Origin of the sequence: Pedobacter sp. HDW13 (assembly GCF_011303555.1) — a bacterium.
In the GTDB taxonomy this organism is placed as follows: Bacteria; Bacteroidota; Bacteroidia; order Sphingobacteriales; family Sphingobacteriaceae; genus Pedobacter.
The window spans coordinates 5937056-5952090 of the sequence record NZ_CP049868.1 but is presented as its reverse complement, the minus strand read 5'-3'; the positions used below and the strand labels follow the sequence as shown (position 1 = coordinate 5952090).

At 41.2% G+C, this 15035-nt stretch carries 12 protein-coding genes; 3 read left to right on the top strand and 9 right to left on the bottom strand.

The window, feature by feature from the left end:
* Genes G7074_RS27415 through nirB form a run of 7 tightly spaced genes read right to left on the bottom strand, consistent with a single transcriptional unit; the run spans position 1 to position 10344 of the window.
* Positions 1–1479: a rubredoxin gene (locus G7074_RS27415; protein ID WP_124559907.1), complete on the bottom strand. Its 1479-nt coding sequence runs from the start codon at positions 1477–1479 to the stop codon at positions 1–3.
* 10 nt (positions 1480–1489) lie between these two features.
* Positions 1490–1987 (bottom strand): nitrate reductase associated protein, encoded by a 498-nt coding sequence (locus G7074_RS24730; protein WP_205944117.1) that lies wholly within the window; start codon positions 1985–1987, stop codon positions 1490–1492.
* Between the two features lie 15 nt (positions 1988–2002).
* Positions 2003–5548: a nitrate reductase gene (locus tag G7074_RS24725; RefSeq protein WP_124559908.1), complete on the bottom strand. Its 3546-nt coding sequence runs from the start codon at positions 5546–5548 to the stop codon at positions 2003–2005.
* A gap of 40 nt (positions 5549–5588) precedes the next feature.
* Positions 5589–6956, bottom strand: coding sequence for an MFS transporter (locus G7074_RS24720; protein ID WP_166211862.1), 1368 nt, complete (start codon positions 6954–6956; stop codon positions 5589–5591).
* Between the two features lie 36 nt (positions 6957–6992).
* Positions 6993–7388: a hypothetical protein gene (locus G7074_RS24715; protein WP_233603869.1), complete on the bottom strand. Its 396-nt coding sequence runs from the start codon at positions 7386–7388 to the stop codon at positions 6993–6995.
* 51 nt (positions 7389–7439) lie between these two features.
* Positions 7440–7790, bottom strand: a complete 351-nt coding sequence (nirD, locus tag G7074_RS24710; RefSeq protein WP_090763800.1) for a nitrite reductase small subunit NirD — start codon at positions 7788–7790, stop codon at positions 7440–7442.
* Between the two features lie 43 nt (positions 7791–7833).
* On the bottom strand, positions 7834–10344 hold the full coding sequence (nirB, locus tag G7074_RS24705) for a nitrite reductase large subunit NirB (protein WP_124559911.1): 2511 nt from the start codon (positions 10342–10344) through the stop codon (positions 7834–7836).
* A gap of 241 nt (positions 10345–10585) precedes the next feature.
* Here nirB and cobA point away from each other — a divergent pair, with 241 nt between their 5' ends.
* Positions 10586–11350, top strand: a complete 765-nt coding sequence (cobA, locus tag G7074_RS24700; protein ID WP_166211859.1) for a uroporphyrinogen-III C-methyltransferase — start codon at positions 10586–10588, stop codon at positions 11348–11350.
* Positions 11351–11451: 101 nt separating this feature from the next.
* Here cobA and G7074_RS24695 read toward each other — a convergent pair whose 3' ends face one another.
* Complete coding sequence (locus tag G7074_RS24695) at positions 11452–12801, bottom strand: alpha-L-fucosidase (protein ID WP_124559913.1); 1350 nt, start codon at positions 12799–12801, stop codon at positions 11452–11454.
* A 304-nt stretch (positions 12802–13105) separates the two neighbouring features.
* Between G7074_RS24695 and G7074_RS24690 the strand changes: the two genes are divergently transcribed.
* Positions 13106–13930: an ion transporter gene (locus tag G7074_RS24690; protein ID WP_124559914.1), complete on the top strand. Its 825-nt coding sequence runs from the start codon at positions 13106–13108 to the stop codon at positions 13928–13930.
* A gap of 44 nt (positions 13931–13974) precedes the next feature.
* On the opposite strand, the gene G7074_RS24685 is transcribed toward G7074_RS24690, so the two are convergent.
* On the bottom strand, positions 13975–14199 hold the full coding sequence (locus G7074_RS24685) for a hypothetical protein (protein ID WP_166211857.1): 225 nt from the start codon (positions 14197–14199) through the stop codon (positions 13975–13977).
* Positions 14200–14395: 196 nt separating this feature from the next.
* Here G7074_RS24685 and G7074_RS24680 point away from each other — a divergent pair, with 196 nt between their 5' ends.
* Positions 14396–14992 (top strand): FMN-dependent NADH-azoreductase, encoded by a 597-nt coding sequence (locus tag G7074_RS24680; protein WP_124559916.1) that lies wholly within the window; start codon positions 14396–14398, stop codon positions 14990–14992.
* The last annotated feature ends 43 nt before the right edge of the window (positions 14993–15035 follow it).

Below are 15035 nucleotides of genomic sequence, written 5' to 3'. Positions count from 1 at the left end.
TTACAACAATTGCAATGCAGATTGATCGATCTTGCTAAAATCATTTTTATCTCCTTCACAAAGTGGACAGCAATAGTTTTCTGGCAAATCTTTAAATGTTGTGCCCGGTAAAATACCCTGAGTTTCATCTCCCGTTTTTTCGTTATACACCGTGAGGCAACTGTTGCATTGGTACAAAAAATCGCTTCCTTTTTTAGCAGGTTCTTCTGTAATAATGGGTTGCTGCTGATCTGTTTTGATGGTATTTAAACGGTATTTGTAAAATTTGAACACCGCACGCCTCACTTGCTCAGGTAGCAGAAAGCTTGGGTTACTGCGACTAAAAATTTCTCCCGTGCGCTCATTAGGGTTAAAATCTTTGGCGCATAGAATATCGTATACCGGAAAGAGTTTTAGGCCAAACAAATCGATTAAATGTCGTTTTTGAATCAATATGCTGCTAAAAACTTCGCTCTTTTTGCGGGTTTTAATGCCGAAACAAATCCCGAAGGTGCGGGTATCATCAATGCTTAAGCTTTTTACCAGAAAATTTTTGAGCGCCAAACCTTCATTGCAATTGTCTTCTACCTGAAAATTAAGCTCATTGGCGGCGTGGCGCATGTTCACTTCAAACTCTTCGAGCAGGGTATTCCAAAGCTTTTTGTCTTCTTCGTTAATTCCTTTGATAATAATCGTTTTCCACGAGGTACAGCAAAGCTGACCTAATTTGGTAGCCAAACAGAGCTGACATAGTTTTTTTAAGAAGGCTATGCTAAACAGCTCATCGCGGCGGTATATGCCTAACCAGTATTTATTGTTATAACGGTTTAAGCCCTCGTAATATGGAAGGTTAAATGATGATAAGGAAACGGACTGCTGTGCAGGTTTAATGATGAAATGATCATGCGCCAGTGCTGCAAACAATTCCTCGCCATTGGCTGTGGGATTATCGATAAATTTATCAGGGTTGTTCTTAATAATCGTTTCTATAGCTTTTGTAACCTGGGCAATGTGGTTGGTGTAGCAGAGCTGGTTCCACTCGTATATTACATTGGTTTTCGGAAAACGGATAATCAGATGCCAGTAATGTTGCGATTGTGAAGAGGCTATCCAGTTAATGTTACCCGTTAACATCGGAGTGAAACTCTGGTCGTTATCGCAAATGTTTACTTTTATAGTTGGTTTAAAGTCGATACTATCAAGAATATCCTTATATACGCCTTCTGTTAGCCATGTTTTTTGGATAAAAATTTCTTCTGCAGGGTAAGAACTAATGATGTTGGGGGAATTATTGGTGTTTTCTTCATAGTCAACTTCCAGCTTATCTAGTTCTGCCGTAAAAATATCAATGTTGTAAGTCGTGGTATCGATTAATAACTGTTGGCGCAGGCCAAAGCGTACGTATTGAATGCGTGCTTTACTCGCTGCTACAAGGATGTTGAATAGCTTGCCGGGCGAGATAATGCCCCCTGGAAAGTTAATAATAATTGTTTTGTACATGCTCAGCTGGTTAAATTCCAAATTCGATAATGGCTTTGGGGAAGTTCTTGTTTTCGTGCCCGGGCCTGCATAATTTTAAAAGCGCAAATCGCTGTATATTAGTGAGCTTTCGCCATTGGCTAATGGAAAGCTGTAGCTGTAGTTCTGCCAGTTTCTCCTGAAGCATGGCTGGGATTTGGTGTAAATTGGCCCAGTCGGGCAGCGGATCAATAGGGAGGGTGGTAGCCTGGTTTCCGGTGTATTTGGCAATCAGGCTAATTAAGAACTGGTGGTATTTGTTGGTTTCCTCTTGCGTAAATACAGGCAGTAAGGCCAGTTGAACCCGCTCTTGCGGATGAAACCTGCTCCATTCGGCCAGTTTGAGTTTTATCCCTGCAGCATCCATTTTAAAACGGACAATCATCGGGATGCAACGTACATTTTCTTCAATAAAATCTTCTTCGAACTTAAAATATTCGATGCCTTTAACGTTAATAAATTCAGAAGGACCAAGAGTTGTTTTCATCATCGCTTTCAGTTTAATTTATTCGGCCAGAGCGGCTTTAGGTTCGGTTTTGAGTACGTTTACAAAAGAATCGAGAATGGCTTTAACTTCGGGGCGGCAACTGCCACAGCCCATGCCTGCCCCGGTTAGCTGGCAAAGTTGTAAATGATCTTTACAGCCATCTTTTATTTTGTTGATTAAGTTACCCTCGCCCACATTGTTACAGCTGCAAACGGTTCGGCCAATAAGCGGTTCCGTTGTTTTGCCGCTTCTTAAAAGCTGAAGCCTTTTTTCACTCAGCTCCATCTTGTTTTCAATCAGGTTGCGGAACTCCAGGAACTCGCCTTTATCGCCAATTAATATTGCGCCTACCAGTTTGTCGTTGTGTACAATACATTTTTTATAATAGCGTTTGGCCTTGTCAATAAAAACAATTTCTTCGTAGGTAGGGTCGTTGTTGGGTATTTCGGCCAGACCTAACGAACAAAGTTCGAGACTGTGCATTTTCAAAATATTCATCAGCAAACTGCCCTGGTAAAATTTGGCAATATCGCCACATAGAAATCGTGCTACTATTTCTGCCTGTTGCTCTGCTGCTGCGGTAATGCCATACATTTCACCTTTAAATTCGGCAATTTCGCCAATGGCAAAAATGTCTTCTTCGTTGGTTCGCAGGTATTCATCAACCACTACACCTCTTTTGCAGGTTATGCCAGCCTCTTTAATTAATTCGATATTGGGTACGGTGCCGATGGCAGTTACAAAAGATTCGCAATCAATCATCAACCCGCTTTTTAAACGTACACCAGTGATGTTTTTTTCGCCGATCACACGGTCTACCTCATCGTTGTAAAAGATTTCGATGCCCTTGCTAATCAATTCTTCGTGTAATAGCTGGCTACCTAAAGCATCGAGCTGGCGGCCCATTAAACGCGAAATCCTTTGGATTATGGCTACTTTTGAGCCTGTTTCGGCTAGTGATGTAGCCAGTTCGATTCCCAGCAAACCGCCACCTACAATGACTACTTTGCCATTGGTTTGGGGTACATGTTTCTTAAATTCATCTGCATCTGTACGACTACGCATGGTAAAAATGCCATTCAGTTTGGGCAGGTCTTTAAGCACAAATGCTCTGCTTCCGGTTGCAAGGAGCAGTACATCGTAATGATGCGTTTTTCCTTTGCTATCGGTAACGGTTTTATCTGCTTTATTTATTTTTTCGATACTTAAGCCACGGTGTAGCTTAATTCTATAATCTTCCTCTTCGCTATCGCTCATTTTGATGAGGTTGTGCCATGGGAGCGTACCGATAATGTAATCGGGAAGGAGTACGCGGTTGTAAAAAGGGAAATCTTCTTTGCTAAAAATCTCGATATCGTCGGTTGTGTTTAGTGCCCGGTAGCTTTTAACAAAACCGCAGGCTCCGGCTCCTGCACCAATTACAATAATTTTTTGCCTTGCTTTTTTATATAGCTTTACTTCTACAGCGGTAAACTTGAAATCGGGTTCTTTACTTAACGGATCAACCAGGTTGTTGGTTAGGTTGTTTACGCGGTTTAAATCGCTTTTTAAAATCAATCCCCAGTGCATGGGCATAAAAACAACACCGGGTTTAATATCGGTAGAGTATTTGGCTTTTACACGCACATTACCGCGTAAGCTTAACACTTCGATTATATCGTTGTCTTTGATGTTTCTTGCTGCTGCATCAACCGGATTTATTTCTAAAAAAGATTCGCTGATGTGTTGGTTCAGTTTGTTAACCTTCCCCGTTTTGCTTCGGGTGTGCCACTGGTCTCTGATCCTGCCTGTGGTTAAAATCAGTGGGTGTTCAGGGCTGAGGGCTTCCGATTGGTTGGCATCGCTCACCGATACAATGTTAGCTCTTTTATCGGGTGTAAAGAATTGATGATCGGTAAATAAACGCGCAGTTCCCTCTGTGTTTTTGTTTTTTGGGTATGGCCATTGTACCGCTCTTTTTTCTTTTAAAATCTGGTAGTTAAGCCCGCTTATATCAATATTGGTACCTTCGGTAAGTGCTGCATGTTCATCATAAATAGCAGCAGCATTTTTAAAGCCAAAACCGCTGTAGCCCATTTTTTGTGCAAAGCGGCAAATGATTTCCGAATCGGGTAAAGCCTCTCCGGGCGCCTCGGTAATTTTACTCAGATAGGCAATATAACGTCCTGCGTTGGTCATGGTGCCTTCTTTTTCGGCCCAGGCGGCTGCGGGTAGTACTACATCGGCATATTTCAGTGTTTCTACCTTATTGCTGATGTCTTGCACCACTACGAATCTGGCATTCTTTAGGCCAGCTTCTGCTATACGTACATCGGGCAGGCTGATTAAGGGATTGGTACAGAGTATCCAAACAGCTTTCAGTTTTCCTGAGTTCAGCTCGTCAAACATTTCTGTGGCAGTTAAGCCCGGTTTAGACTGGATGGTGCCCAAAGGGATTTGCCAAAATTTTTCTACCTCGTTACGGTGGTTTTCGTTGGCAAGGTTGCGGTGCGCGGGTAATAAATTGCTTAATCCGCCTACTTCGCGACCGCCCATGGCATTAGGTTGCCCGGTCAGTGAAAATGGACCACTGCCGGGTTTGCCAATATGCCCCGTTATCAGGTTGAGATTAATTAACGAAAGGTTTTTATTGGTGCCCACCACGCTTTGATTAAGCCCCATGGTCCACATGGTAATAAAACCTTTGGCATTGCCAATGTAACTGGCAGCTAAACGGATGGCGCTTTCTTCGATGCCACAAATGGCAGCGGCTTCTGCTATGGTGGTTTGAAAAACAGTTTCATGGTATTTTTCGTAACCGTTGGTACTGTTGATGATAAAATCAGCATCTGCTTTCCCGTCTTCAATCAGGCAGCGGCCAACAGCATGGTGCAGCGTAATATCTGTACCCGGGTTTAGTTGTAAATGCACATCTGCGAGTGAGCAGGTTTGGGTTTTACGCGGGTCGCTGACAATAATTTTTAAATTGGGGTTATTTAGTTTAGCGGCTTCAACCCGGCGCCACAGGATGGGATGGCACCAAGCCGGGTTTGCGCCAGCCACAAAAATGCAATCGGCAATTTCAATATCGTCGTAGCTAATGGGTACGGTATCTTCGCCCAGGCTCATTTTATAACCAACAACCGCACTGCTCATACATAAGCGGCTGTTGGTATCGATGTTATTACTACCGATAAAACCTTTAATTAATTTATTTACTACGTAATATTCTTCGGTTAAACATTGCCCGCTGGCATAAAAGGCTACACTATCAGGGCCATATTTTTTAATAAGCGCTTTAAATACCGCTGCGGTTCTATCCAGCGCCGTATTCCAGCTTACCCGTTGCAAAGGCATGTTTTTATTGTAGCGCATTTCAGGATAAAGCAGGCGGTCGCTTTTATCGTTTGCGGTATAATGCAGGTTCAGCCCTTTGCTGCACAACATGCCCTTATTTACCGGGTGGGTTTTGTCGCCTTCAACCGTAATCCTTTCGTGGATGTCTTTATTTACCACAATACCACAACCCACGCCACAATAGCAGCAGGTGGTGGTATTTGGCGATATGTTTGTTTCGTTGTTCAAATGATAAACAAGGTTATAGGTAGTTTTTCGGATTAAGTCTTTATTTACCGGTGCTTAGTACCAACTCATCAATTTCTACAGTTTTCTGAGCCATAATCGTTCTGAAAATGAATACCACAACGCCGATTGCTAAAATGATGAAGCCCAGTAAGGTAAATGCACTGGTGTAATCAATTAAGTCTTTATGTACGTTTATGCCATTTTCGACTATGTTTTTTGAAGCATGACTGGCTTTAGCCTTAAACATAAAGGCAATTAACATGGCACCGATATTTCCGCCGGCCCCAACAATACCTGCCACACTGCCCACAGCAAGCGGATTGATGAAGGGAACCAGGCTATAGGTTGCTCCGTTGGCCATTTTTAGGCTCAGGCCAAATACGAACATCATGAAAATAGCCATGCTGATATTGCCGGATTTGGCAAACCAGATCAATCCAACACCTTCTACAAGTAATAATATGGCTAACAAGAGGGTTTTGCCGTCAAAGCCCCAGGTTTTACCTATTTTATCGGCTACGATGCCACCAAGTGGGCGGGCAAAAACGTTAATCCAGCCAAAAATACCTGCAACCATGCCTGCTACAGCTATTGTTGCACCAAATGAATCGGTAAAGAAAATCGGCGCAAAATTGTCGACCGTAATTTCTACACCGAAACAAGCTGCATAGGCAATGGTTAAAATCCAGGTACGGTAATCTTTTGCTGCAATCAGGAAAGTGTTTTGGGTGCTTTTGATGTTTTCGTCTTTAATGTTTTTAAAATCTCCCTGCGGACTATCGAGCGTGTAGCGATTATATAAGAAAGCGCAGATTAAAAGCATTACTCCAGGGAAAATCATGGCATAACGCCAGCTATCTTCAGTACTGCAAAAGCCTAAAGCAGTCAACGCAGAGGCAATCAGGGGCATAAACAAATTTGCAGCACCGCCACCTGCATTACCAAAACCACCTGCTGTAGCGTTGGCTGTGCCTTTAATGTTTGGGGCAAACATAATAGAGGTGTGGAACTGTGTAATAACGAATGATGCGCCAATTACGCCAATAGCCAAACGGAAAAGCAAAAAGGAAGTGTAAGACTGACTGGTGCCAATTAACAGCACCGGAATGGCACAAAGTACGAGTAACCAGGTATAAATGAGTTTCGGGCCAAATTTATCAATCAGTCTTCCAATCAGCAAGCGTGCAATAATAGTGGCTGATACTGAGGCAATCTGGATATTACCAACCTGATCTTTGGTTAAATGCAGCTGCTCGCGGGCAATTTTCATCAGTGGAGCCATTCCGAACCAGGCAAAAAAGCAGAAGAAAAAGGTAAGCCAGGTAATGTGGAAGGTTTTCATCTGAACGCCTTTAAGCGAAAATATATTCAGTTTATCTAACGGTTTGGGGCTAAGGTTAGTTGTCATAATGTTCAGTTAAGCGGGGTTGATTTAATGGTTGGATTAAAATTTATAGCCCAGGCCAGCACCCAGGTTCCATTCACCATTTTTTACCGCAGTTTTAGCATTGTAAAAAACGGGTAATTGAATGGCAATGTGACGGAAGGCGGCAGTTAAGCCAAAACCCAGATTAGGGGTAAGTACTGAGTTTTTGGTAGCACCAGTTGCAACTTTATCTTCCTTAATTCTTAAGCTAGGTAACATGCCTAGTAAAACTGTATAAGGCTTTTTGCTGAATTTGATACTTGGACCTGCACAATTTATAAAAGCGCCGTGGTCAACATAGCCTGCAGTTAAAATGCCATCAAATAAAACAGCTTTGGTTTGTGCTTTGGCTTGAAAAAAGAACACAGTGGATACTAAGCAGCTAATAATAGCTACGCGATTTTGAGTTTTCATTTTGGTTTGGTTTAGGTTGAACTTTGGTTTGTTTTCTCTTAATAATACAATTTAAGATTTTGGATTGATTCCAACATAAACAGTTCCATTTTCTACCTTTACCGGGTAGGTTTTTATGGCGCATTCATCGCCACTTAAGCATTCACCGGTGTTTAACGAAAACGTTTTTTTGTGGAAAGGGCAGGCTACCTTAGGTTCGTCGGTAATAGAGCCAATCATTCCACGGCTTAAAGCCATTTGCTTTTTGTGGGGACACTCATTTTGGGTGGCATACCACTCATTTCTTCTGGTAAAATAGAATAACGCAATTTGTTCTTCACCGTGTTTTACACATACCCCGCCATTTTCTACTGCGTCTTCAACACGACATGCGGCTAACCAGTTGTTTGTTGTTTCTGTCATAAGATTAAGTTTAAATTGAAAATTGTTGGTTGATTATATTTGGTTAGACTATTTTCCATTCAGCGGTTCTTTTTTGTCCGCGCATTTCTACAAATTCGATCGAAGGATCTTTCTCTTCAGGTGCATTTACAAAATGAGAGAAACGTTTTCTGATTGCCGGGTTTTCTACTGCCTCTTTCCATTCGCATTTGTACGAGCTGATCAGTTTTTCAATTTCGTGCTCCCATTGTTTGGCCATGCCTAAACTGTCGTTGATCACTACGTTGCGCAGGTAATCGATGCCACCCTCCATTTTATTTAACCAGGTTGCGGTTCTGGTAAGTGGATCGGCTGTGCGGATATAGAACATTAAGAACCTATCGATATACTTGATGCAGGTTTCGCTATCTAAATCGGTGGCAAGCAAGAGTGCGTGCTGCGGTTTACTACCGCCGTTACCACACACGTATAAATTCCAGCCTTTTTCGGTAGCAATAATGCCGAAGTCTTTGCTTTGAGCCTCTGCACATTCTCTGATACAGCCACTTACTGCCGATTTAAATTTATGTGGGGCACGTATACCTCTGTATCTTTCTTCAATGCGGATGGCAAAGCTTACGCTATCGTGCAATCCGAAACGGCACCAGGTGCTGCCCACGCAGCTTTTTACCGTTCTCAATCCTTTTCCATAAGCATGGCCGCTTTCGAAGCCTGCGGCAATCAGTTCTTCCCAGATTACAGGCAAATCGTTCAGGTGTGCACCAAACAAATCGATACGCTGACCGCCGGTGATCTTGGTGTACAAGTTGTATTTTTTAGCTACTTCGCCAATAACGATCAGTTTTTCAGGAGTTATTTCTCCGCCAGGTATGCGTGGTACCACAGAGTAGGAGCCTCCTTTTTGGATGTTAGCCAAAAAGCGGTCATTACTGTCTTGAGCTACATCGTTTCCTTTTTTAAGGATCATTTCGTTCCAAAGACTGGCCAGGATTGATGAAACCAATGGTTTACATATCTCGCAACCATCGTTTTCGCCCAAAGCATTCAATACTTCGTCGTAATTTTTCAGCTCATGGATGTGGATGAGGTCGTAAAGCTCCTGTCTGCTGTAGTTAAAGTGCTCGCAGATCACATTTTTTATGTATTTGCCTTGCGATTTTAAAGTGTAGTTCAATAGATCTTTCACCATTGGCATACAACCGCCGCAACCTGTACCGGCTTTGGTGCATTTTTTTACATCATCTATATTTTCGCATCCACCGCTGGTAACCGAAGCGCAGATATCGCCTTTGCTAACTCCCTCGCAGCTGCAAATTAACGCGCTATCGGGCAAACTGGTAATGCCTGCGCCTGCCGGCTCGCTGCCACCACGTGAACCCAGTATTAATTCTTCAGGGTCTTCGGGTAATGCAATTTTATTGATGGCCGTTTGTAAGAGCATGTTGTAGGCCGATGCATCTCCAATAAGTATACCGCCTAAAAGGTATTGTCCGTCGTTACTTACATTAATCCGTTTATAAACACCTTTGTGTTTGTTTTCGAAAATAATGGTGCGGCAATCAGGTTCGGTAATAAAGTTATCGCCAAAACTGGCTACATCTATACCAATGAGTTTCAGCTTCGTGCTCATGTCGAAGCTGCTGAAGTTTTTATTGCCTGCACACAGGTTGGTGGCTAAAACTTCGGCCATTTCATAGCCAGGTGCTACCAATCCGTAAATCATGTCATCAAACAGGGCGCATTCGCCAATAGCAAATATTGCCGGGTCGCTGGTTTGCATTTTCTCGTCCACAACAATACCACCACGCGGACCTACTTCAATTCCACAGGCTTTTGCCAGTTCATCTCTGGGTTTAATACCTGCCGATATAACCAGCATGTCGGCTTCTAGTATTGTGTCATCAGTAAATTTTAATGCAGTAATCTTGCCCTCACCTTCAATATTAGAGGTGTTTTTGTTTAAGTGGATTTGTAAGCCCAGGTCAGTTAATTTCGATTTTAGCATATCACTACCTGCGGCATCAATTTGTCTGGGCATTAAACGCGGAGCAAATTCGATGATACTGGTTTTATCGATTCCTAAATCTATTAGTGCTTTTGCTGCTTCCAAACCAAGCAAGCCACCACCTATAACTGAGGCTGTTTTTGCTTTTTTTGCGTATGCGCTAATCAGGTCGAGGTCTTCGAGGGTACGGTAAACAAAAACGCCTTCTTTTTCTATGCCTGGGATGTTCGGAACAAAGGCGCCGGAGCCCGTGGCAAAAACCAATATATCATAAATATACTCTAAACCATTGCCAGTATATACCTTTTGTTGTTCGCGATCTATTTTAACTACAGGATTGTTTAGAAAGAGTGTAATGTTTTGTTCCTGGTACCAGTTTTCGGTAGAAAGCGAAAGATCGTCTGCTGTTTTACCATTAAAGTATTCGCTTAGGTGAACACGGTCATATGCCCTGCGGGGTTCTTCTCCAAAAACGATAAGATTAAAGGAAGATGTTTTTGATCTCAGTTTTTCGCAGAACTTGTATCCCACCATTCCATTTCCGATTACGATTATTTGTGGTTCTTTCATAAATCTTAAAGGTATATTGTGATTATGGTATTGTTTTTTAGTTGTTTGGTTTATTTGTTGTGTTTTTTTAGGTTATTTTGATTTTAAAAACACTTTATTTGTTTGTTTTATTATTTTTAATATTCAAATATAGGTTAAAAATGAGTTAAAACTTATTATTTTGTGATTTTTATCATAAAATATTTAATTTTTTAAGATATTTTTATCACTTTTATCTTTAAATAGTTAAAACATTAAAATTATGAATCAAAAAACAGGAGATTTTGGAGTATTTATAATGGGTGGAGGTCCTGGTGATCCGGAATTGATCGCTATGAAAGCGTTTAATGTGTTAAAAAGAGCAGAAGTTATACTGTATGATAACTTAAGTAATGAAAAATTGCTTGAAATTGCACCGAAAACATGTAAAATGGTTTATGTTGGTAAGCAACCTTATGGAGAATATACACCACAAGAGAAAATAAATGAATTAATTGTAGAAAATGCACATCAATATAAGGTAGTAGTGCGTTTAAAAGGTGGCGATCCCTTTATTTTTGGCCGTGGCTTCGAAGAATTGATTTATGCGGAAGCCCGGGGCATTAAATGTCACTATATTCCAGGTATCAGCAGCATGCAGGGGGCTGGTTTTATTGATGTTCCTTTAACCCATCGCGGCATTAGCGAGAGTGTTTGGATACTAACCGGTACCAAAAAGGATGGAAGTTTAACCGAAGATTTAAAATGTGCAATGAAGAGCTCGGCAACTGTAGTTATTTATATGGGTATGAAAAAGGTTGCCGAAATTTCTAAAGCTTATTGTGATGCAGGTTTAGGTACCATGCCAGCTGCAATTATTCAGCATGCTACACTTCCTAATCAGAAACAGGTGGTATGTTTGGCTAATAACCTGCAGGAAGCAGCTGAAGATGCTGGTTTAACTTATCCTGCTATTATTATTATAGGTAATGTAGTTCAGGCAAAAGCTTATGCTGCTTTGCATCAGTCGGATTTGTTGTCGGCGTAAAATATGATGGATGATGGAAGAGGTGAGATGGATGATCGAGATTGGGTTAAAAAAAAACCCGCAAGGTTTAGCTTGCAGGCCCGATTATTAATATTAATGGGTTAATTTAATATTAGTTCGATTACTGGTATTTCGAAGTTGGGTTTTTTCTTCGGTAATTTTAAAACCAGGGTATTGTCTTTAGATTTTTCGGTGTCAACCTGAAGTTCCGAATTATCATGTAAAAACTGTGCGTATTTTACTTTGTCTTTATAGCCGTCTAAAGCAATGGTGCCGGTATTAGGGTATTCGAACAGGTGAACATATAAACGTTTTGTATCTTTATTGTAAGTAAGTCGGGTCCCTTCGGCTGCTTTAAAAGCTGACGGTGCAAAAGTACAATGGTAAATAGATTTAGAATTGGCATGCATCCAGATACCGAGACTATCTAATGCCGTTTCAGCTCTGTAATCAAATTCACCACGGGCGGTTGGCCCAACGTTTAATAGTAAATTACCGCCATTTGCTACTGATGTAATTAGTAAGTCCAGTAGTTTTCTGTTACTTTTCCAGGTATTTTCATCACGATGGTAGCCCCATGATCCTGAAAAGGTTTGGCAGGTTTCCCATACCTTTCCGCGGTATTTTTCCAGTTCTTTCGGTCCAACCTGTTCAGGTGTTTCAAAATCGGTACCGTCTTCGTAATCATTTAAATCTAAGCGATTATCTACAATAATGCCCGGCTGCAGTTTTCTGATTTGCTTAAGTAATTCAACCGATCCCCAGTCGTCTTTACCTTTGCCATATTTACCAGGATAAGAGAAGTCGGCCCAAAGGATATCAATTTTGCCGTATTTGGTTAGGAGTTCTGTTACCTGATCGTATAGGTATTTACGGTATTTGGCCATATCTCTACCTTTATTTAAGGCTGCATAAGCCTCTTCAGATTCTTTTTCAGGACGTAAAGGGTGAACCCTGTCTACCGTAAAGTCGGGGTGGTGCCAGTCAATAAGCGAATAATAGAAACCAACTTTTATACCTTCTGCGCGGAAAGCATCAACAAATTCTCTTACCAGATCCCTTTTTGCCTGTGTATTGGTGGCTTTATAATCGGTGTATTTACTGTCAAACAGGTTAAAGCCTTCGTGGTGCTTGGTAGTTAAAACAGCATATTTCATGCCGGCAGCCTTGGCTTCCTTTGCCCACTGTTTTGGGTTGAATAAATCGGGATTAAAATTATCAAAATATTTTTGGTAGTTCTCATTGGTAATGTGCTCATAATTTCTCACCCATTCGTGACGTGCAGGTAGCGCATATAAGCCCCAGTGTATAAACATACCAAAGCGGGCATCCGTCCACCATTCCATTCTTTTGGTTTTTTCTTCGGCAGTTTCTTTACCCAGTCTTTTTTGTGCCGAACCGGTTAGAGCCAGATTGAGCAATAGTAAAATAAGTAAAATTGGTTTTTTCATTGTGTGGTTTTTTGGTTAGGATATGAAGAGCTAATTTAATGAGGTACATCTGATCAAAATAATCGGATATGAGCAAATGATTAAGCTAAATTACCATGTATGAATGCGGGTATTGAAATTAGCTTAATTTTTGATTGTAAAACTTTACAGTTCTTAAGCTTGTTTGTTTTAGAAGAGAAGTTTAACCTGAAATATTAGCAAATCGGGTTGCAAAGCTGCGGCAAAACTTAATGGTAAAATTGCTTTAATAATAGGCGGCGAAGTGATTAATGGTTAATTCTGTATCTTAGTCAAAAAAGCTTACATGGTATCAGGTCCTTCGAAAGGTTGGCGTTTTAAATTGCACGAAATTATTTACGAATCGAATACGCCGGCGGGTAAGGCTTTCGATGTAGGGCTTCTGATTGCTATTTTTTCGAGTATTATTGTTGTGATGCTCGATAGTGTGGTGAGTATTCATCAACACTACGGTAAGCTTTTTAATGTGATGGAATGGGGTTTCGCCGCACTTTTCACTGTCGAATACATTTTGCGGCTCATCAGTATCCGTAAGCCACTGAGCTATGTGTTTAGTCCGCTGGGCATTATTGATATGGTTGCTTTACTGCCTTCGTATTTAAGTATATTCTTTGTTGGCGCACAATCTTTGCTGGTATTCAGGGCGCTGCGTTTATTACGGGTTTTTAGGATTTTTAAACTCGGACATTTTTTAACAGAGATTAATTTTTTAACAACTGCTTTAAAAAACAGTATCCGCAAAATCAGTATTTTCTTACTAACGGTTTTAACCATTACAGTTATACTTGGTTCGGTAATGTACCTGGTAGAGCAGCGCGAAAATGGTTTTTCAAATATCCCAGAAAGTATTTATTGGGCCATTGTTACCATTACAACGGTGGGTTATGGCGATATTTCTCCAATTACGCCATTGGGTAAATTCGTGGCCTCGGTTGTTATGTTAATTGGTTATGCTATTATTGCGGTGCCTACCGGCATTATTACGCACGATATAGCCATGGCTGCCAGGCATAAAAAGGAATTACCCGAATCGTGCCCTGGTTGTAGCAGGGAAGGGCATGACAGCGATGCTTTGTTTTGTAAATATTGCGGATCATCGTTGTTTAGATAAGAAAAATGCCAGAGTGGCTATCAATCTGGCATTTTTTTTCTGATTTATAACATTTCGCTATCATCTTTATCGTAAGCATTGGGATCGTTATCGAGTTCTTCAATGTCCGATTCGTTGTAATCATCTGTTGCTTCTTCTTCATCATCCTCGTCCTCATCGTCGGGGCCAGTAATTTGTTCATTCAGTTGCGTGCCTTCGCCACCAGCAAATTGCACTTCATCTTCCGTGTATTCATCATCTTTTGGTTGATTGTTTTCCTGATTTTCCATAGCATTTTCTTTTATAAACAGATTGAGGCTGGATTAAGTTTATAGAAAATTAAAATGTTAAACCATCAGGGTTGTAGCTGTTTTTAGCTACTTTGCTGCCGCTACTATACTAAAGGATAGCGCTATCCTTTAGTATAGTAATAACTTTTTGATAGCTCGTGTCTATAATTTTGCCAGATATAAATAAAGGCAAAAAATGAAAATATTACATTTAATATCAAGCCCAAGAGGCGAAGCATCTTTCAGTGTTAAATTAGGGGATGCGATTGTAGAAAAGTTACAGGCTGCAAATCCGGGTAGTACGGTAACTACCCGCAATCTTACCAATACACCCTTTCCGCATTTAGAAGAGGTGCATATCAACTCTTTCTTTACGCCGGCCGAAAACCATACCCCTCAACTGGCCGAAGCGGTTCAGCACTCTAATGAATCAATTGCTGAGCTTAAAGCTGCTGATGTCATTGTAATTGGCGTGCCCATGTACAATTTTGGGATTCACTCTACTTTAAAGGCCTGGATCGATCACATTGCGCGTGCTGGCCAAACATTTAGTTATTCGGAAAATGGTCCTGAGGGATTGGTAAAAGGTAAAAAGGTTTATCTGGCCATTTCATCAGGCGGAGTATATTCTGACGGGCCAATGAAGGCTTACGATTTTACAGAATCGTACCTGAGATCGGTATTGGGCTTTTTAGGAATGGTAGATGTTACCGCTTATAGGGTAGAGGGCTTAAGCATGCCAAACCTGAAAGACGAAGCTTTGGATAAAGCTGTTGCAGCAATAGCTTTATAGTTAATATATTTCAACAGCGGCAGATTTGCCGCTGTTGAAATAC

Coding starts and splice junctions, on each gene's coding strand:
- G7074_RS27415 (WP_124559907.1), bottom strand. CDS start 1,479: ATGTACAAAACAATTATTATTAACTTTCCAGGGGGCATTATCTCGCCC.
- G7074_RS24730 (WP_205944117.1), bottom strand. CDS start 1,987: ATGATGAAAACAACTCTTGGTCCTTCTGAATTTATTAACGTTAAAGGC.
- G7074_RS24720 (WP_166211862.1), bottom strand. CDS start 6,956: ATGACAACTAACCTTAGCCCCAAACCGTTAGATAAACTGAATATATTT.
- G7074_RS24715 (WP_233603869.1), bottom strand. CDS start 7,388: ATGAAAACTCAAAATCGCGTAGCTATTATTAGCTGCTTAGTATCCACT.
- nirD (WP_090763800.1), bottom strand. CDS start 7,790: ATGACAGAAACAACAAACAACTGGTTAGCCGCATGTCGTGTTGAAGAC.
- nirB (WP_124559911.1), bottom strand. CDS start 10,344: ATGAAAGAACCACAAATAATCGTAATCGGAAATGGAATGGTGGGATAC.
- cobA (WP_166211859.1), top strand. CDS start 10,586: ATGAATCAAAAAACAGGAGATTTTGGAGTATTTATAATGGGTGGAGGT.
- G7074_RS24695 (WP_124559913.1), bottom strand. CDS start 12,801: ATGAAAAAACCAATTTTACTTATTTTACTATTGCTCAATCTGGCTCTA.
- G7074_RS24690 (WP_124559914.1), top strand. CDS start 13,106: ATGGTATCAGGTCCTTCGAAAGGTTGGCGTTTTAAATTGCACGAAATT.
- G7074_RS24685 (WP_166211857.1), bottom strand. CDS start 14,199: ATGGAAAATCAGGAAAACAATCAACCAAAAGATGATGAATACACGGAA.
- G7074_RS24680 (WP_124559916.1), top strand. CDS start 14,396: ATGAAAATATTACATTTAATATCAAGCCCAAGAGGCGAAGCATCTTTC.